Source organism: Blautia sp. MSK.20.85, from assembly GCF_013317245.1.
GTDB lineage: Bacteria > Bacillota > Clostridia > Lachnospirales > Lachnospiraceae > Blautia_A.
In genome coordinates, this window is the sequence record NZ_JAAIUN010000011.1 from 87,444 (window position 1) to 104,944 (window position 17,501).

At 45.5% G+C, this 17,501-nt stretch carries 14 protein-coding genes, 1 tRNA gene and 2 pseudogenes; 14 read left to right on the forward strand and 3 right to left on the reverse strand.

The window, feature by feature from the left end; all coding sequences use genetic code 11:
* The first annotated feature begins 74 nt into the window (after window positions 1-74).
* The 5 genes from G5B12_RS08445 to G5B12_RS08465 all read left to right on the forward strand — a co-directional run bounded on the left by G5B12_RS08445 (window position 75) and on the right by G5B12_RS08465 (window position 6,909).
* Entirely contained in the window at window positions 75-2,261 is a 2,187-nt protein-coding gene (locus tag G5B12_RS08445; RefSeq protein ID WP_021977620.1) for an alpha-galactosidase, read from the forward strand.
* 234 nt (window positions 2,262-2,495) lie between these two features.
* The gene (locus G5B12_RS08450) at window positions 2,496-3,098 is read left to right on the forward strand and encodes a hypothetical protein (protein WP_174088046.1); all 603 of its coding nucleotides are present in this window, start codon (window positions 2,496-2,498) and stop codon (window positions 3,096-3,098) included.
* A gap of 105 nt (window positions 3,099-3,203) precedes the next feature.
* Window positions 3,204-3,839, forward strand: a complete 636-nt coding sequence (locus tag G5B12_RS08455; protein ID WP_118071184.1) for a YesL family protein — start codon at window positions 3,204-3,206, stop codon at window positions 3,837-3,839.
* Between the two features lie 150 nt (window positions 3,840-3,989).
* A complete protein-coding gene (locus G5B12_RS08460) occupies window positions 3,990-5,705 on the forward strand; it encodes a phospho-sugar mutase (protein WP_174088047.1) in 1,716 nt (571 codons plus the stop codon).
* Between the two features lie 166 nt (window positions 5,706-5,871).
* The gene (locus G5B12_RS08465) at window positions 5,872-6,909 is read left to right on the forward strand and encodes a LacI family DNA-binding transcriptional regulator (RefSeq protein WP_118062810.1); all 1,038 of its coding nucleotides are present in this window, start codon (window positions 5,872-5,874) and stop codon (window positions 6,907-6,909) included.
* Here G5B12_RS08465 and G5B12_RS18290 read toward each other — a convergent pair.
* Window positions 6,857-6,982, reverse strand: a complete 126-nt coding sequence (locus tag G5B12_RS18290) for a hypothetical protein (RefSeq protein WP_242997112.1) — start codon at window positions 6,980-6,982, stop codon at window positions 6,857-6,859. The genes G5B12_RS08465 and G5B12_RS18290 overlap by 53 nt on opposite strands.
* A gap of 10 nt (window positions 6,983-6,992) precedes the next feature.
* Window positions 6,993-7,298 (reverse strand): hypothetical protein, encoded by a 306-nt coding sequence (locus G5B12_RS17450; RefSeq protein WP_244096067.1) that lies wholly within the window; start codon window positions 7,296-7,298, stop codon window positions 6,993-6,995.
* On the opposite strand from G5B12_RS17450, the pseudogene G5B12_RS18295 reads away from it, so the two are divergent.
* The 5 genes and pseudogenes from G5B12_RS18295 to G5B12_RS08490 form a co-directional block, all read left to right on the forward strand.
* Window positions 7,247-7,435: pseudogene (locus G5B12_RS18295) on the forward strand (carbohydrate ABC transporter permease); the annotation flags it as partial. The gene G5B12_RS17450 and the pseudogene G5B12_RS18295 overlap by 52 nt on opposite strands.
* A 16-nt stretch (window positions 7,436-7,451) precedes the next feature.
* Window positions 7,452-8,621, forward strand: a complete 1,170-nt coding sequence (locus G5B12_RS08475) for an AGE family epimerase/isomerase (protein ID WP_021977612.1) — start codon at window positions 7,452-7,454, stop codon at window positions 8,619-8,621.
* Window positions 8,614-9,458: pseudogene (locus G5B12_RS08480) on the forward strand (glycoside hydrolase family 130 protein); the annotation flags it as partial. The gene G5B12_RS08475 and the pseudogene G5B12_RS08480, both read left to right, overlap by 8 nt.
* Before the next feature lie 13 nt (window positions 9,459-9,471).
* Entirely contained in the window at window positions 9,472-10,494 is a 1,023-nt protein-coding gene (locus tag G5B12_RS08485) for a glycoside hydrolase family 130 protein (RefSeq protein WP_174088048.1), read from the forward strand.
* Window positions 10,495-10,586: 92 nt separating this feature from the next.
* Window positions 10,587-11,528 carry a type I phosphomannose isomerase catalytic subunit gene (locus G5B12_RS08490; RefSeq protein ID WP_118071178.1) on the forward strand — a complete coding sequence of 314 codons (942 nt, stop codon included), beginning with the start codon at window positions 10,587-10,589 and terminating at the stop codon, window positions 11,526-11,528.
* A 268-nt stretch (window positions 11,529-11,796) separates the two neighbouring features.
* Here the strand turns inward: G5B12_RS08490 and G5B12_RS08495 are convergent, their stop codons facing one another.
* Window positions 11,797-12,768, reverse strand: a complete 972-nt coding sequence (locus G5B12_RS08495; protein ID WP_174088049.1) for a carbohydrate kinase family protein — start codon at window positions 12,766-12,768, stop codon at window positions 11,797-11,799.
* Window positions 12,769-13,007: 239 nt separating this feature from the next.
* Here G5B12_RS08495 and glgB point away from each other — a divergent pair, with 239 nt between their 5' ends.
* The 4 genes from glgB (at window position 13,008) to G5B12_RS08515 (ending at window position 16,129) form a co-directional block, all read left to right on the forward strand.
* Window positions 13,008-15,152, forward strand: a complete 2,145-nt coding sequence (gene glgB, locus G5B12_RS08500) for a 1,4-alpha-glucan branching enzyme (RefSeq protein ID WP_118062816.1) — start codon at window positions 13,008-13,010, stop codon at window positions 15,150-15,152.
* A gap of 13 nt (window positions 15,153-15,165) precedes the next feature.
* On the forward strand, window positions 15,166-15,405 hold the full coding sequence (locus G5B12_RS08505; RefSeq protein ID WP_118071175.1) for a hypothetical protein: 240 nt from the start codon (window positions 15,166-15,168) through the stop codon (window positions 15,403-15,405).
* A complete protein-coding gene (locus G5B12_RS08510) occupies window positions 15,374-16,000 on the forward strand; it encodes a hypothetical protein (protein WP_118071174.1) in 627 nt (208 codons plus the stop codon). The genes G5B12_RS08505 and G5B12_RS08510 overlap by 32 nt, the downstream gene beginning before the upstream one ends.
* 56 nt (window positions 16,001-16,056) lie before the next feature.
* Window positions 16,057-16,129: transfer RNA gene (locus G5B12_RS08515), tRNA-Thr, on the forward strand.
* Window positions 16,130-17,501: the final 1,372 nt, after the last annotated feature.

Consider the following 17,501-nt stretch of genomic DNA (forward strand, 5'->3'; position numbering starts at 1 on the left):
GTTGACAGGTTTTGGGGAAGTCATAAAGTCAGATCGTAAAGATCCGCTTAATAATATAAAAAAGGAGAAGGCACATGTCAGTTACGTTTAATGAAGAGAAAAAGATCTTCCGTCTTGATACGGAAAAAAGCACCTATGTGATGGGGGTAAGCCCGGAAGGTTTTCTGGGACATATTTATTACGGGGACAGACTTTTTATGGAGGCAGACAATTATCTTCTTCGAATGGAAGAGCCGCCGTATACACCATCGGTAAACAAAAGAGAGAAATCCGCATTCCTTGATTTCTTTCCCATGGAGTATCCAACCGGAGGAATCGGAGATTACCGGGAAAGCTGCCTGAATATCCGAAATGCAGCCGGAAATATGGGATGTGAACTGCATTACACAGGACATGAGATCTATAAAGGCAAAAAAGGACTGAAAGGGCTTCCGGCATCTTTTGCCACAGAGGATGAGGCAGAAACACTGGAGATTACCCTGAAAGATGCAGATCTGGATCTCGAGGTGGTCCTTTCCTATACTGCCTTTGAGAAAGAAAATGTAATTACGCGAAGCGTCCGTGTACAGAATCAGGGAAAAGAAGATCTCCGCATCGAGAAGATCTTAAGTGCCTGCCTGGATATGGACAATGAGAATTTTTCCATGCTGTCTCTTCACGGAACCTGGGCAAGAGAGCGTCACATCCAGACCGGAGAGCTCCATTACGGAAAACAGGTGATCTCTTCCGCAAGAGGAGAGTCCAGCCACCAGGAACATCCGTTTATTGCCCTTGTGACAAACGGAACCGAGCAGGAAAACGGTAAAGTTTACGCCATGCATTTCGTGTATTCCGGAAACTTTATGGCGGAGACAGAGCTGTGCCAGTTTGATAACCTCCGTATGACTATGGGAATCAATCCGGAGGAATTTTCCTGGCTCCTTACACCGGGAGAGGAATTCCAGGCACCGGAGGTGGTTATAGTTTACTCCGGAAACGGTCTTGGAGCGATGACAAGAAGTTATCATGACTTTTACCGGAACCATCTCATCCGCAGCAAATTTAAATATGAGAAACGTCCGATCCTGATCAACAACTGGGAGGCTACATATTTTGATTTTAATACGGACAAGCTTCTTGACATTGCCAGAGAGGCAAAAAAATGTGGCATTGAGATGCTGGTCATGGATGATGGATGGTTCGGAAAACGTAATTCCGACAACTGTTCTCTTGGTGACTGGAAAGTCAACGAAGAGAAGATCACAGGCGGCCTGAAACATCTGGTAGATGAAGTAAACAAGATCGGCCTTCAGTTTGGAATCTGGTTTGAGCCGGAGATGATCTCACCGGATTCTGACCTTTACCGTGCACATCCGGACTGGGCGATCCAGATCCAGGGCCGTGAGGCAACCCAGAGCAGAAACCAGTATGTTCTGGATTTTTCCAGACCGGAAGTAAGAGATTATGCCTACGAATGTGTGGCATCTGTTCTTCGAAGTGCAAACATTGCCTATGTGAAATGGGATATGAACCGTCAGCTTTCTGACCTTGGCAGCAGCTATCTTCCCAAAGAAAGACAGCAGGAGCTTTTCCACAGATATGTGCTTGGTGTTTATGAGCTTCAGGAGAGACTGGTTACGGAGTTTCCGGATCTTCTTCTTGAGAACTGCTCCGGCGGCGGCGCACGTTTTGATCCGGGAATGCTTTATTACAGCCCGCAGATCTGGTGTTCCGACAATACGGATGCAGTGGAGCGTCTGATGATCCAGGAAGGAAGCGCACTGATATATCCCCTTTCTGTGATCGGTGCCCATGTCAGCGACTGCCCGAACCACTCTGTGGGACGTGTGACACCATTTGAGACAAGGGGCCATGTGGCTCTTGCAGGAACCTTCGGCTATGAGCTGGATATCACAAAGATCCCGGAGGAGGACAGAGCGCTGATTCCGGAGCAGACGGCAACCTACAATAAATACAGACACCTGATCCAGCAGGGAGAGTATTACCGGATCGCATCCTACCGGGAAAACCATAAATATGACTGCTGGGCACTTTCCTCACAGGACAAAAAAGAAGTGCTGGTAACTTATGTACAGGTACTTGGCGTACCAAACAGCCATTCCAGAAAAGTATTTCTGAGAGGCTTTGATCCGAAGGTAACATACAGACTGGAAGGAACAGAGGAAACTTACACAGGAGAGATGCTGATGAAGGGTGGATTCCTGATGAAAGATTTCTGGGGCGATTTCAAGAGTAGACTGTATCATTTTACTGCAAAATAAAACAACGGCATTTAGGCCAGTAGTATAACGACTCAGAGAGGCACTGTAAAAGTAACAAAAACAGTGCCTCTTTTTTTGTGCGTATTAGACAAAGTTAAGTACATTGCAAAATTAACGGGCTGATCAGATTGAGATTTAGCTAAAAAGATATTAAAATTTAGCCAAATAAAAAACAAATAAACATTCTACTTACTTAAATGTGAAGAATGTCAGGAATTGTGACGAGGAGAACCTATGCGGAAATCCGAAGTAAGAAAATGGCCGGAAATGGACCGGCAGCAGAAAATACAATATCTGAAAGACTATTATCTCCTTACGGCAGTGGGAGTGATCCTTCTTATTGCTGTGGCAGTATCCCTGATATGGCATGTGGCAAGGCCGAGAACGGAGAATCTTCTCTATGCGGCAGTGATCGATGAATTTCTGGATGAGAAGAAACTTGCACAGGTTACAGCGGATATGAGTAATCTTCTGGGAGCAGATGGAAAACGGAAAACCGTGCAGATCGATGTGGTGATCCTGGATCGGGAGCTGTTTGAGGAATATGCAGGTTATGGCTATTTTGAAAGCCTGGATGAGGTAACAGAAGAAGACCTGGAGAAAAAATACGGGGAATCTTATCAGTATGCAGCCGGTTATAAAGAGGATGACGAGGTTTCCTTTGAGGATCATGAAACCGGTCAGGGAGAGGTGAAACCTTACGGGATCAGTCTTTCCGGGGACAATCGGTTCACGGAGATGTCGGAATATATCAAAGATCCGGTATTTGCAGTAGCGGTTGGAACAAAAAATCCGGAGAACGCACTGAAGTTTCTGGAGTATCTGATGGAGGAATGAGTGGCCGGTCGGATATTTGCAATCCATATTCGTTACGCAGATCTACATCGAATAACGGTGAAGTAATTATTTGGTTAAATATTTCTTTTTGGGGAGGAAAAGATAATGGCTTTTAAAGATAATTTTCGCGGCGACAGTGCTTACACACAGATCATGACAAAGATCTTCAACATTTTCTGGCTGAGCATCCTGTGGCTTTTGTGCTGTATCCCGGTGATCACCATCGGCGCATCTACCATTGCTCTGTACTATGTGATGCTGAAGCTTGTAAAAGATGAAGAAACCACTGTGACAAGAGAATTTTTCCATTCTTTTAAACAGAATTTTCTTCAGTCATTACCGGTAACTGTGATCGTTCTGGTGGTGGTTGTGGTGCTGGTCGCGGATTTTCATATCCTGGGAGCAGCAGGAAGGGCACAGGGAGCTTCTTTTATGTACGGCTTCTGTATTGTTCTCGGGATTATCTGCGCAGCAGTCTTTTCCTATGTATTTCCGCTTCTTGCAAAGTTTGAGAATACGGTAAAAAAGACATTTGAGAACGGTGCCAGACTGGCAGCCAGCCACATCGGACAGACTCTTGTGATCACAGTTGTGAATCTTTTTCCTGTGCTCTGGTTTCTGATCTCTCCGCAGACCTTTTCCGCGATCTTCTGGATCTGGGTATTTGTGGGCGGCGGTGTGCAGGCATTTGTGAATTCGCTGTTTCTGGTGAAGATCTTTGACCGGCTGGCAGAAGCGTAACCAGAAAAAACTGACGGGATATAAGGTTTTGATATTGGATATTTGACGGGAAAGTAAAGTCACATGGGCTGCTTCATAGGAAGGCTGTGTGCGGGAAATTTCCAGTTAAGTATTGTAAAAAATAATAAAAATCAGGGAGGATGTAAAAAGATGAGTTATCAGGAAACCTACAAAAAGTGGTGTACAGACCCGTATTTCGACGCACAGACCCAGGAGGAACTGAAAAACCTTGAGGGGAACGAAAAAGAGATCGAGGACCGTTTTTACCGTCAGCTGGAGTTTGGAACCGGCGGACTCCGCGGAATGATCGGAGCAGGAACCAACCGTATGAATATCTATACTGTGCGTCAGGCCACACAGGGACTTGCCAATTATATCATTGCCATGAACGGTCAGGACAAAGGCGTTGCCATTGCCCATGATTCCCGTATCATGTCACCGGAGTTTGCCAGAGAGGCAGCTCTCTGCCTGAATGCAAACGGCATCCATACCTATCTTTTTGAGTCACTTCGTCCAACACCGGAGCTTTCCTTTGCAGTACGGGAACTTGGCTGTATTGCCGGTATTGTGATCACAGCCAGCCATAACCCGAGAGAATACAACGGATACAAAGTATACTGGGAAGACGGTGCCCAGATCACACCGCCTCATGATAAAAACATTCTTGCAGAAGTGGCAAAAGTAACGGATTTTTCCATGGTAAAAACAATGGAAGAGGATGAAGCCAGAGCAGAGAATCTGTTCAGCATCATCGGAACCGATTTTGATGACAAATATACCGCGCAGCTGAAAAAACAGAGCATCCACCCGGAGATCATCCCGGAGGCTGCCAAGGATATGAAGATCGTTTACACACCACTTCACGGAACCGGAAATATTCCTGTCCGAAGAGTTCTCCGTGAGCTTGGTTTCACACAGGTTTATGTTGTGGAAGAGCAGAAAGTTCCGGACGGAAACTTCCCGACAGTTCCATATCCGAACCCGGAGGACAAAAATGCCTGGACACTTGCCCTTGAGCTGGCAAAAAAAGTAGATGCAGATATTATTCTTGCCACAGATCCGGATGCAGACCGTCTTGGTGTCCATGCAAAAGATACGAAAACCGGTGAATATGTAAGCTTTACCGGAAATATGTCCGGCATGCTCATCGCCGAGTATATTTTGCGGGAGCGTACCAAAACAGGCACCATGCCGGAAAATCCTGCGCTTGTTGAGACCATTGTTACTACAGATATGGCAAAAGCTGTTGCAAAAGAATACAACACAGCTCTGATCGAAGTGCTGACAGGCTTTAAGTATATCGGGGAGCAGATCCGCCTGTTTGATGAGACAGGAAGCCATCACTACGTATTCGGACTTGAGGAGAGCTACGGCTGTCTGGCGGGAACCTATGCAAGAGACAAGGATGCGCCGGTTGCAGTGATGATGCTGTGTGAGGTTGCGGCTTATTACAAACTCCAGGGAAAAACGCTTTGGGATGCCATGGTGGAACTGTATGAGAAATATGGCTACTACAAAGAAGACCTTGCAACAGTAACCTTGAAAGGAATCGACGGTTCCCAGAAGATCACAGCCATGATGAATGCCTTCCGTGAGAATCCGCCGAAAGAGCTTGGCGGGTTCAAAGTCCTTGCATGCCGCGATTACAAGAGTGACTGCCGCAGGGATATGATCACAGGAGAAACCACATCCACAGGACTTCCCACATCCAATGTTCTCTATTATGAGCTGGAAAACAATGCATGGTGCTGTGTTCGTCCTTCCGGAACTGAGCCAAAGATCAAATACTATTTCGGTGTAAAAGGCGAAAACTTTAAAGATGCCGAGGAGAAACTTGAGGCTTTGAAAAAGGCGATGACAGAGTAAAAAAGCTTATAGTTTAACCAAATAAACTGCGGAGCAGTTATTTGGTTATGAGCAAGTAGCGAAGCGGATTGCGAATATCCGCTTGACAATTGTCAAAACCTCTTGATTTTGCGGGACATCTATGATAGCGTTAAAACAGAATATATAGTAAAAAAGAGGTTAAAAAATGGCTAAAGCAGTCAGACTTGCAGATATAGGAAAGAAACTGAATGTCAGTACCGTGACCGTGTCCAAGGCTCTTTCCGGTCAGAAGGGCGTCAGTGAGGAACTACGGGCAAAGATCATCCAGCTGGCAGATGAGATGGGATATCAGAAAAGTGAGTCCCGAAAAAATACAAATGAAGGCAAAAGCTTCACACTGGGCATCATTGTTGCGGATCGTTATGTGTCCGAGAATCAGTCCTTCTATTGGAAACTTTATCAGGAGATCGCCAGGCAGGCGGTCTCCAGAACCTGTTTTGCCATGCTGGAAGTGATCAGCAGCGAAGTGGAGAAACGGAGAGAACTTCCTAAGGTGCTCCTTGAGAAAAAGGCAGACGGCCTGATCATAATGGGAGAGTTTGAGAGAGGATATGCGGAATTTCTGGCAGAAGATGCAGGGGTTCCCCTGATCAGCCTGGATACTACGGGAAGAGGAAAATCCAGTGACTGTGTGGTGTCCAACAACCTGATGGGTGGTTACGAGATGACCAACTATCTGTTTTCCATGGGCCATTCCAAAATTGGTTTTGTGGGAAAAAGACTGATGACCACCAGTATTGATGACCGGTATTTCGGATACTTGAAATCCCTGATGGAACATGGCGTTCCCTGGAGGGAAGACTGGGTGATCGATGACCGTGACAGTGATGGCGTGATGGATAATGAGAAAGAATTTATCCTTCCGGAAGATATGCCAACCGCCTTTTTCTGTAACAGTGACCTGGCGGCAAGCATGATGTACCAGAAGCTTGTACGGGAAGGGTACGATGTGACAGGAGATATCTCCATTGTTGGTTTTGATAATTATCTGGCAGACCAGTTTGCCGGTATCGGACTTACTACCTATGAGATAGACACCAAGGAGATGGCCAAGCGGGTGGTGCATATTATCCTGCATAAATTACTGAATGCCAGGTACAGCACCGGAACCTTTGTGATCCCGGGCAGATTCATTGAACGGGAAAGTGTGAGGAGAATCGGTCCTCCAGTGCCTTTTGTCTGAATTTCCCAGGTGTGGAGCCGACATATTTTTTAAACAGATTAATAAAGTGGTTCGTATTTTCGTAACCGATCATACTGCTTACTTCATGGATGGAAAAATCCGTGGTAAGCAGTATTTTTTTTGCCTCTTCCTTCACTTCCTCCCGGAGTTGTGATCCTTCCGCTGCCCATGGTGGTAAGAAGGAGCAGATGGCAATCCATGGAAGAAAAACGAAATGCCAGGGGAGAGTCGGTATGGATACTTCCACCACCCAGAAGATACAAAAAGCTTTCCGGTGAGAGAGGGGAAAACAGCTCTTTTTCGTAGTGATAATTATTGGGAATGAGAAAATCCGGCGTATATTCAGGACAAAACAAGACTTTGTACCGTTGCAACTTCACTTTACACATTTACCGGACCTCTGGGAAGCCAGTATAACCTGATCTGTGCAGGTGTTATCATCTCTCTTCTTCCTGCACTGATCGTGTTCATCATTTTCCAGAATCAGATCTACAGCGGTGTTGCTGCCGGTGCGGTCAAGGGTTAAAAAGGAGCAGACAATTATGTTAAATGAGATCAGAGAACATCTGAAAAACGGGATCATTCCTTTCTGGGAAGGCCTGAAGGATGAAGAATTCGGCGGATATTACGGCTACATGGATTACGATTTAAAGCTGGATAAAAAATTTGAAAAAGGCTGCATCTTAAACAGCAGGATCCTCTGGTTCTTTTCCAGTGTCAGCCGTATTGAGGGCTTTGAAAAAGAAAGGGAATATGCAGATCATGCCTATCAGTTCCTGAAGGAAAAATGTCTGGATCAGGAATGTGGAGGTGTGTTCTGGTCTGTGACATATGACGGAAAACCTCTGGATACCACAAAGCATACCTACAATCAGGCATTTGCCATCTATGCCCTTTCTTCCTATTATGATACCACCGGAAACGAGGAAGCATTAGAGATCGCCAAAGGTCTTCAGAAGATCATCGAGGAAAAATGCACCGATGAATTCGGATATCTGGAAGCCTTCAACCGGAATTTCCAGCCGGAAGAGAACGACAAGCTTTCCGAGAACGGTGTGATCGCAGAGAAAACCATGAATACCCTGCTTCATGTGTTTGAGGCGTACACAGAGTTTTACCGTGTAACAAAAGATAAATTCACCGGAGACCGCCTGCGTTTTATGCTGGATATTTTTGCAGACAAGGTATATAACCCGGCACAGAAAAGACAGGAAGTATTTTTTGACAGAGAGTGGAACACTCTTATTGATCTTTACTCCTATGGACATGATATTGAAACTTCCTGGCTGATTGACCGTGGACTTGAAGTGCTGGATGATCCGGCGTACACCGCAAAGGTTGCGCCCATCACAAAAGAAATCCTTGCAAATGTATACAAAACAGCATACCGCGACCATTCTCTTATGAACGAGTGTGAAAACGGTGTCAATGATACCACCAGAGTATGGTGGGTACAGGCGGAATCCGTAGTTGGTTTTCTGAACGGATACCAGAAAGATCCTGCAGAGAAAAAATATCTCCAGGCGGCAGAGGATGTCTGGGATTATATCAAAAATTACATGATCGACAAGAGAAACGGTTCCGAGTGGTACTGGTGTATCCATGAGGACCATACTCCGGTGGAGAAACCTATCGTGGAGCCGTGGAAATGCCCGTATCATAACGGACGTATGTGTATAGAAGTGATCAGGAGGATGAAAGACATTGCATAAACAGTATTATATCGAAAAAGAAAAAGTGGACAGACTGGTTGCCAGAAAAAACCAGAAAACACAGTGGTACAACGGAATCTATGACCGCTACGAATATCCGGTACTTACCAGAGAGTTTGCACCGGTACACTGGAGATACGATCTGGATGAAAAAACAAATCCGAATTTCCAGGAACGTCTCGGCATCAACGCAGTGATGAATTCCGGAGCCATCAAGCTTAATGGAAAATATTATCTCGTAGTCCGTGTGGAGGGAAACGACCGTAAATCTTTCTTTGCAGTGGCAGAGAGTGACAACGGAATCGATGGTTTCCATTTCTGGGATTACCCGGTAGTTCTGCCGGATACCTGCCCGGAGGAGACCAATGTATATGATATGCGTCTTACCCAGCATGAAGACGGCTGTATCTACGGAGTGTTCTGCTCTGAGAGTAAAGATCCGGACAACAGTGACCTTTCCGCAGCAGTTGCAGAGGCGGGAATCGTCCGTACCAAAGATCTCAAAACCTGGGAGCGTCTTGATAATTTAAAAACTCTCCAGTCTCCGCAGCAGAGAAATGTCTGCCTGCATCCGGAGTTTTCCTTGTTCCCTTCGGCGAGGAAAGAGTGGGAGATGTCTCCAATGTAGTGTTCACAAACGGAGCCATTGCTGACGAGGACGGAACCATTTATATCTACTACGCTTCCTGTGATACCAGAATGCATGTGGCAACCACCACTATCGATAAAATGGAAGATTATCTTTTCAACACACCGGAAGATCCCAAGCGTTCTCCGGACTGCGTAAAACAGCGCTGTGAGCTGATTGCAAAAAATCTTGAGATCTTAAAAGCAGAAGGAGAAAAATAATATGAGCAAATATAAAATGATCAGCCCGGCAGTTCCAAACGTGCCGTGGCAGGACAAACCGGAAAATCATGAAGGAGCACCACTGTGGAGATATACGGAAAACCCGGTGATCGGACGTAATCCGGTAGAGGGAGTTGCCAGAATCTTCAACAGTGCGGTTATTCCTTATGAAGGAAAATTTATCGGCGTGTTCCGTGGTGAGCAGGTGAACGGCATTCCGTTCATTTATCTTGGAAGAAGTGAGGACGGACTTCACTGGACATTTGATAAAGAAAAGATCAATTTTGTCAACGAAAAAGGCGAGTCTTTTATGCCGAAATATGCATACGATCCACGTCTCGTAAAAGTAAAAGATACCTATTATGTGATCTGGTGCCAGGATTTTTACGGTGCATCTATCGGTGTTGCAAAAACAACAGATTTCAAGACTTTTACAAGAATTGAAAATCCGTTCATTCCATTTAACAGAAATGCAGTTCTTTTCCCGAGAAAAATTAACGGCAATTATGTGATGCTTTCCAGACCATCTGACAGCGGCCATACACCGTTTGGTGATATTTTCTTAAGTGAGAGCCCGGATATGACTTTCTGGGGAAAACACCGTCACGTAATGGGAAAAACATCTGAGTGGTGGGAGTCCGTAAAGATCGGCGGCGGTGCTGCTCCGATCGAAACCAGTGAAGGATGGCTTCTGTTTTACCATGGTGTTACAGGAACCTGCAACGGTTATGTATATTCCATCGGTGGTGCGATCCTGGATATCGATGAGCCTTCCAGAGTGAAATATCGCTGTGAGAACTTCCTTCTTACACCGGAAACCTGGTATGAGGAGAGAGGTTTTGTGCCGAATGTATGCTTCCCATGTGCGACCATCCATGATTCTGAGACAGGAAAGATCGCTCTTTACTATGGAGCAGCAGACAGCTATGTTGGTGTTGCATTTACAACACTGGATGAGATTGTTGACTATATTAAGGATCACAGCCTTGTACGTGAGGAAGATACAGAGCTGGGAATCCGATAATAATGAAGGGATGTCACAGAGACATCGAACAAGATAAAGCGGGCGTGACAGTCCGCTTTATCCGGTATAGATGAAAGAAAGGAAGACAGATTATGGCAATTTTGAAATTAAAACCCAGCTGCAAGGATTATCTGTGGGGCGGCACAAGACTGATGACAGAATTTGGAAAAGAATATGACGGCGACAAGCTTGCAGAGACCTGGGAGCTTTCCTGCCACCCGGACGGACCCAGCTATGTGGCAAACGGAGAATATGCCGGAGAAACACTCAGCGAGTATATCCTCATGGAGGGAAAGAAGGTTACCGGTACTCACAGCCGCCATTACAGCCAGTTTCCGCTGCTGATCAAATTTATTGATGCGAAGGATGATCTGTCTATCCAGGTACATCCGGATGATGAGTATGCCATGAAGAATGAAGGTCAGTATGGCAAGACGGAGATGTGGTATATCGTGGACTGCGAGGAAGGTGCCAGCCTGTATTATGGATTTTCCCGTGAAGTTTCCAAGGAGGAGTTTGAGGAGAGAATTAAGAATAAGACCCTTCTGGAAGTTCTGAACAAGGTTGAAGTTCATAAAGGGGATGTGCTTTTTATCGAGCCGGGTACCATTCATGCAATTGGTAAAGGAAATCTGATCGCGGAGATCCAGGAAAATTCCAATGTGACTTACAGGGTTTATGATTATGGCCGTAAGGACGCTAATGGTAAGGAGAGGGATCTTCATATTGAGAAGGCACTTCAGGTGACGAAGAGGGTGCCGATCCTTCGGAAGAAGTCTTTTGAGCCGCATATTGTGGACTGTGATTATTTTACGGTTGATAAGGTGGTTCTGGATGGACAGAGGATGAAGAAGATCTTTGGGGAGATTGATAAGACTTCTTTTGCAAGTTTACTCGTCTTAGACGGTACCGGGAAGGTACAGTCCGGAGAGGAGTGCGTTGAGGTGCAGAAGGGAGATAGCGTGTTTATTACGGCTAATGCCGGCGAGTATGAAATGGAAGGAAAATTTGAGGCACTGTTGACAACAGTGTAGAAAACCGCAGGGGAGGGAAAGGCGCTCGGAGTTTCGCCCGCTTTTCCCTCCCCTGCACCCCTCCCTTTCCGGGCACGGGTACGGCGTTGGAGAGTGGACGGGAAGGCGGGCGCTTGCGCCCTGTTCCCTGGGGTGTGGATGTGCGTTAAAAAATAGGCCTGTTCTTTGGGGCGCTGTTGGGTATTGCCTGAGTGCAGGTCTGATTTTTATTTTCTTGAGTTGTGGATGTACATAAAAAAAGTGGCCTGCAAGTGCAGGCCGCCTTTTTTTAATTGCGGGATTTGATGAAGGTTTCTACTTCTTTTTTGGTTGGCATTACGCGGAGGGCGCCTTTTTTGGTGGTGATGAGGGAAGCGGCTGCGTTTGCGAAGGTGAGGAGTTCTTTCAGGTTTTCATCGGTGAGGTTTTCGAGGCCGTGGTCAAGGACGTAGTTCAGGGTGCTGGCGCAGAAGGTGTCGCCGGCGCCGGTGGTTTCGATGGTGTGTTCCTGAAGGAATGGTGCGGCTTCTACTTTTCGGCCATGGTAGTATGCACGGCTTCCGTCTTTTCCAAGGGTGATCAGGACAAGGGGGATGTGGTATTTTTCTTCGATGAGAGTTGCGCCTTTATCGTAGTCTGTAGTATCAAAAAGGAATTCCACTTCGTTGTCGGAGATCTTCAGCACATCGCAGCGTTCCATGCCGTATTCGATCTCTTTGCGGGCGTCATTAAGGTCTTTCCAGAGAGGTGGGCGAAGGTTTGGATCGAAAGTGATGATACAGTTGGCTTCTTTTGCCACATCAAGAGCGTAGCGGGTTGCTTCGCGGACGCCTTCGTGTGTGGATGAAAGAGTACCGAAATGAAAAATTCTGGAGTTGCGGATCAGTTCGGCATCTACTTCGTCTTTGGTGAGCATCATATCTGCGCCTGGATTGCGGTAGAAGGAGAAATCACGGTCTCCATCTGGATATGTATGTACAAAAGCAAGAGTGGTATGGATTTCATCGTCCATAACAAGGTTTCTGGTATCGATACCGCATTCTTCAACAGCTGCTTTCAGCTGTTTGCCGAACATATCGTTTCCAACTTTTCCGATAAATGCTGTTTTTTTGCCAAGGCGGTTCAGCATGGCGAGTACATTGCAGGGAGCGCCGCCCGGGTTTGCTTCAAAAGTAGGATTTCCCTGGGAACTGTTGCCGTTTTCAGTAAAGTCGATCAGAAGTTCGCCGAGAGCGGTTACATCATACAGTTTGTTTTCCATTGATAATTCCTCCTGGTAAGTTGTTTTTTATAGCGGAATAAGAATACCCGCCTGTTTTTCTGCCTTATATTATAAGCTCTGGAAGGTATTTTGGGAAGAACCAAATTGATTTATTTTCTGTTCTGTTACCGGTTACTTGAGTGCTTTTTTGCGAAGATTAAGAAGAGTTTTCTTTATTTTTCAGTAAAAAAGTGGTAAACTGAGTCTATAAAACAACAGATATAACGGAGGAGACGATTATGGCTGATAAAGCGTATGAATATATGGACTGGCCCCGGATCGAGGCGATCGTTTATGGTGAGGAAGCTGCGCCGAGGGACGTGATGCAGCCGAGAGTGACAGATGACGGAGTGCTTATTCAGGGATTTTTTCCGGGGACGGAAGCTGCGGAAGTAATAGTTGGAAAAAAGTCTTATCCAATGACACTGGAAGATGAGGCTGGCTATTATGCGGTAATGCTTCCTCTGAAAAGAATTCCGGAGTATCGTTTTCAGGTTACACGGGGCAGCATGAAAGAGGCTTTTTTTGATGCTTATGAATATCCCTGCCAGATTACAGAAGAAGAGGAAAGAGCATTTTGTGCAGGCGTTTATTATAAAGCCTATAAGAAACTTGGTGCACATCCGGTTGTCTGTGGAGGTGTGCGTGGAACTTATTTTGCGGTATGGGCACCCAATGCGATCCGTGTAAGCATAGTTGGTGATTTTGACAGATGGGATGGAAGACGGCTTCCGATGCATCGTATGCCGATGTCCGGTATTTTTGAACTTTTTGTTCCGGGCGTAAAGGCAGGCGCTTCTTATCAATATGAAATCAAGATAAAAGGCGGGGCTGTACAGCGCAAGTCAGATCCTTACGGAAACGGGGTGCAGGAGGCTCCGTCTGTGATCTCGGTTGTGGCAGAGCTGGGAGAGTTTTCCTGGCAGGATGAAGAGTGGATGAAAGAACGTGAAAAGTTTGTAAGCCGTGAAGTTCCGGTGTCTGTTTATGAAACAGATATAACAGAGTGGAAAAAACATGGTGAACTGGCAGCATTTTTAAAAGAAACAGGGTATACACATGTGGAATTTCATCCGGTTATGGAGTATCTGGATCAGAATTCAGGGGGATATTCCACTTCATCTTATTTTGCGCTGACGAATCGTTTTGGAACACCGGCAGATTTCCGTGCTCTGGTGGAAGAACTTCACCAGGAAGGAATTGGTGTGATCCTGGACTGGACACCTGCACAGTTTCCACGATTTGATGCAGGACTGGAGAAATTTGATGGAACACCTCTTTATGAAGTTCAGGATCCGGCTATGGCGGTCCATCCGATGTGGGGGACGATGCTTTATAATTATGGAAGCCCTATGGTTAAGGATTTTCTTCTCTCGAATGCATTTTTCTGGCTGGATGAGTTCCATGTAGATGGATTTCGCCTGGATGATGTAGATGCCATGCTGTATCTGGATTTTGGAAGAGAGGCAGGACAGTGGAGACCAAATCTTTATGGCTCTAATGAAAATCTCCAGGCTGTGGAGTTTCTGAAACATCTGAATTCTATTGTTAAGAAACGCAATCCGGGAGTTCTTTTGATCGCACAGGAGGATGGACTTTGGCCTCAGCTTACAGACAGCGTGGAGAATGATCATCTGGGATTTGATTATAAGTGGAGTGGCGGATGGACGAAAGATCTTCTCTCCTATATAGAAGTAGAACCGCTGGAAAGAAAGGATTATTATGATCAGCTGACGCTTTCCATGATGTATGCGTACAGTGAACATTATGTACTGACCCTGGGACGAAGGGATGTAGGAACTCTGAAGGAATTTCTTGAAAAACTTCCGGGATCTCCGAAACAGAAACTGGCTCAGGTACGTGCGGCCTACGCTTATCTGATGCTTCATCCGGGAGTGAAGATGACAGCACCGGATAAAGAGTGCATAGAAGAAATGAAAGCATATATTCATGATCTGAATGCGATGTACAGAAGTTGTCCGGCGCTGTATGCGATGGATGGTAATTCGGATGGTTTTGAATGGATCCAGTTTACCAACTATGACGAAAATATTGTTGCTTTTCTGAGAAAAACGGAAAAAATGGAAGAGACGCTTCTTATAGTATGTAATTTTTCACCGGTGTCTTATGACAGCTATCAGGTCGGTGTGCCTTTTGCTGGAAAGTATAAAGAGATTTTTAACAGTGATAATGGAAAATATGGTGGTCTGGGTGTTGTGAATACCAGGGCCAAAAATGCGGTGCATGCGGAGTGTGATAACAGGGAAAATTCTCTGAAAATGAAGCTCCCGGCTTATGGAGTGACTGTTTTTAGCTGTACTCCTGAGAAAAAAGTTTCATCCGTAAAGAGGGTGGGGAAGAAAGTAAAGATCAGCAGAAAATAGTGAGGGATGTTGTATGAAAAAGAAATTGGCAGCCGGGATTTTTGCGGCGGTATTCTTTACTATGTTTGCTACGGTAACGGTCTGGGCAGAGAAGTCTACAGTTCTGGAACAGGTGATCTATGACGAAAATAATATAAAGGTTTCGGTTTCGGAAGCTTCTCTGGATGCAGAGCAGAATATTGTCATACCGCTTCATATTGAAAATAATACGGATGAAAAAAATGGGTTTGATAGCCGAAAATTGTTATATTAATGGCTGTAAAGTAGAAGCAAACAGTTTGTTTTTTGACAAGGCAGAACCAGGTGGGGAAACTGATGGATTACTGGTGGTTTCGAAACAGGAATGTGATGGATATGGAATTGACCGTGTGGCGGATGTGGAATGTGGCTTGCGTTTTTATGAGGATAAGACGTATGATGATATTGCTGTAGTGGATAATATTTCCATAAAGACTGATATCAGTGGATCGTATGAGCAGGAGATTGGCGGTGGTGGGATTGTTCTTTACGATGACAAGGGTGTTAAGATTATCGAAAAGGGTATTGTGAAGAATAGTGTCATGGGGCTTACTCCAAGGTTTTGTGTAGTGAATGATACGGAACAGGATATTGATGTCAGATGTAGAAATGTTAAGGTTAATGGTAAGGAGTGTAAGACGGCGAATATTTCGTGTGAGGGGATTCCGGCAGGGAAGAGTGAGATTGTAAAGATGTATTTCCTGGGAAAAAATGCTGGTATCAATGAGCTTTCGGTTTCTTTTCGGGTTTTCCAGAAGGATAATGATTCGAAGGTGATCTGTAAGACGGATGATTTTGTGATTGGGTATGGGGGTGCGGATAAAAAATAAAAAATTGCTTGCATTTTCTGAAAAATAAGGTATAATATCATTTGTGTTTAACACAAGCTGGAATAGCTCAGTCGGTAGAGCACTTCACTCGTAATGAAGGGGTCGTGAGTTCGAGTCTCATTTCCAGCTTGACTGATATGGGCCTGGCGCTCTGGGATGAATGTGAATCCTGGGGTTCCAGGCTTTTTTGTTTGGATTTATGGAGGGAGAGAATGTCGGTGTGGGCAAGGGTTCCGTGAGGGGAATGGAAAGTTGGTACGCCAGAGGGATGTGGCATCGATTCGGGGAGAAAGCCGGACGCCAGAGGGAGAGGATATCGGCCCGGGCAAGGACTCCGTCGGGGGATACAACTAAGGTTCCGTGAGATGGCTAAAACCATTGCGGCAGGGCCAGAACTCGCCGCTGGCTCAAACAGCTGACCCTGCCGCAATAACGCCCTCTCCCGGGACCTAAGTTGTATCACCCCTCCTCCGCAACAGCCCGAACCGATATCCTCTCCCTCTGGCTGACACTTCCAGCCGGCAGGAAAAAAGATAAAAGCCGGGGCGGGAACGGAAGCGGACGCGGGCGTCCTGTCCTGGGATTGTGGGAGTGTAGCTGTATCGGCGTAGCGTCTCACTATAAATACTGAAGAATCCAGGAAGCAGATCGGCACAGTGTTTCACTATAAATATCGAAGAATCCAGGAAGCAGATCGGCACAGTGTACCACTATAAATATCGAAGAATCCAGGAAGCAGATTGGCACAGTGTACCATTATAAATATCGAAGAACCCAAGAAGCAGATCAGCACAGTGTACCATTATAAATGCCGAAGAACCCAGGAAGCAGATCGGCACAGTGTACCATTATAAATGCCGAAGAACCCAGGAACCCAGATCGGCACAGCGTCCCACTCTGGATACCGCAGCATACAGACAAAAAGTCAACCGTGTTACACATCGAAGATGTAACACTCTTTCCGTGCCCAACGGGGTGGGAGCGCGAGGGAGGGCGTTCGGGCTTCGGAACTTTGAGATCGCCTTCCCTCGCACTTACCTCATTGGAAATGTGACCGGCGTAGTGCACCCGACGTAGCGCACCCAGCAAGGGGAAATTTCTATTAATAAAGGCCACAAGGATAATAGGAAAAATTGCCCTATAAAAATAAACTTCCAGGAAAATCAAAAAAAATTGAATTTTATGGTTGACAACCATAACTCCCAGTGTTATTATAACTGAGCTGTCGCAAATAATTGTTTTTAAAAAATAAACAATTAAAAAGAATTTCAGAAAAATGAAATCTACAGTTGACAAAAGACAGAAGATATGATAAAGTATCCAAGTCGTCAACAAAACGACAACAAAATCTTAACTCAAAAATGTTTGAAAAAACTTGAAAAAAGTACTTGACAAACAAAAAGAGATGAGATAAAATAAACGAGCTGTCTGAGAGACAGAACGAAAAAACCTTGATAACTAAACAGTGAAACACATACGATTCTCGAAAATTTCTTTACAT

Coding starts and splice junctions, on each gene's coding strand:
- G5B12_RS08465 (WP_118062810.1), top strand. CDS start 5,872: ATGGCTAAAGCAGTCAGACTTGCAGATATAGGAAAGAAACTGAATGTC.
- G5B12_RS08455 (WP_118071184.1), top strand. CDS start 3,204: ATGGCTTTTAAAGATAATTTTCGCGGCGACAGTGCTTACACACAGATC.
- G5B12_RS08495 (WP_174088049.1), bottom strand. CDS start 12,768: ATGGAAAACAAACTGTATGATGTAACCGCTCTCGGCGAACTTCTGATC.
- glgB (WP_118062816.1), top strand. CDS start 13,008: ATGGCTGATAAAGCGTATGAATATATGGACTGGCCCCGGATCGAGGCG.
- G5B12_RS08485 (WP_174088048.1), top strand. CDS start 9,472: ATGAGCAAATATAAAATGATCAGCCCGGCAGTTCCAAACGTGCCGTGG.
- G5B12_RS18290 (WP_242997112.1), bottom strand. CDS start 6,982: ATGATCGGTTACGAAAATACGAACCACTTTATTAATCTGTTTAAAAAA.
- G5B12_RS08490 (WP_118071178.1), top strand. CDS start 10,587: ATGGCAATTTTGAAATTAAAACCCAGCTGCAAGGATTATCTGTGGGGC.
- G5B12_RS08475 (WP_021977612.1), top strand. CDS start 7,452: ATGTTAAATGAGATCAGAGAACATCTGAAAAACGGGATCATTCCTTTC.
- G5B12_RS08445 (WP_021977620.1), top strand. CDS start 75: ATGTCAGTTACGTTTAATGAAGAGAAAAAGATCTTCCGTCTTGATACG.
- G5B12_RS08510 (WP_118071174.1), top strand. CDS start 15,374: ATGGGTTTGATAGCCGAAAATTGTTATATTAATGGCTGTAAAGTAGAA.
- G5B12_RS08460 (WP_174088047.1), top strand. CDS start 3,990: ATGAGTTATCAGGAAACCTACAAAAAGTGGTGTACAGACCCGTATTTC.
- G5B12_RS08505 (WP_118071175.1), top strand. CDS start 15,166: ATGAAAAAGAAATTGGCAGCCGGGATTTTTGCGGCGGTATTCTTTACT.
- G5B12_RS08450 (WP_174088046.1), top strand. CDS start 2,496: ATGCGGAAATCCGAAGTAAGAAAATGGCCGGAAATGGACCGGCAGCAG.
- G5B12_RS17450 (WP_244096067.1), bottom strand. CDS start 7,298: ATGTGTAAAGTGAAGTTGCAACGGTACAAAGTCTTGTTTTGTCCTGAA.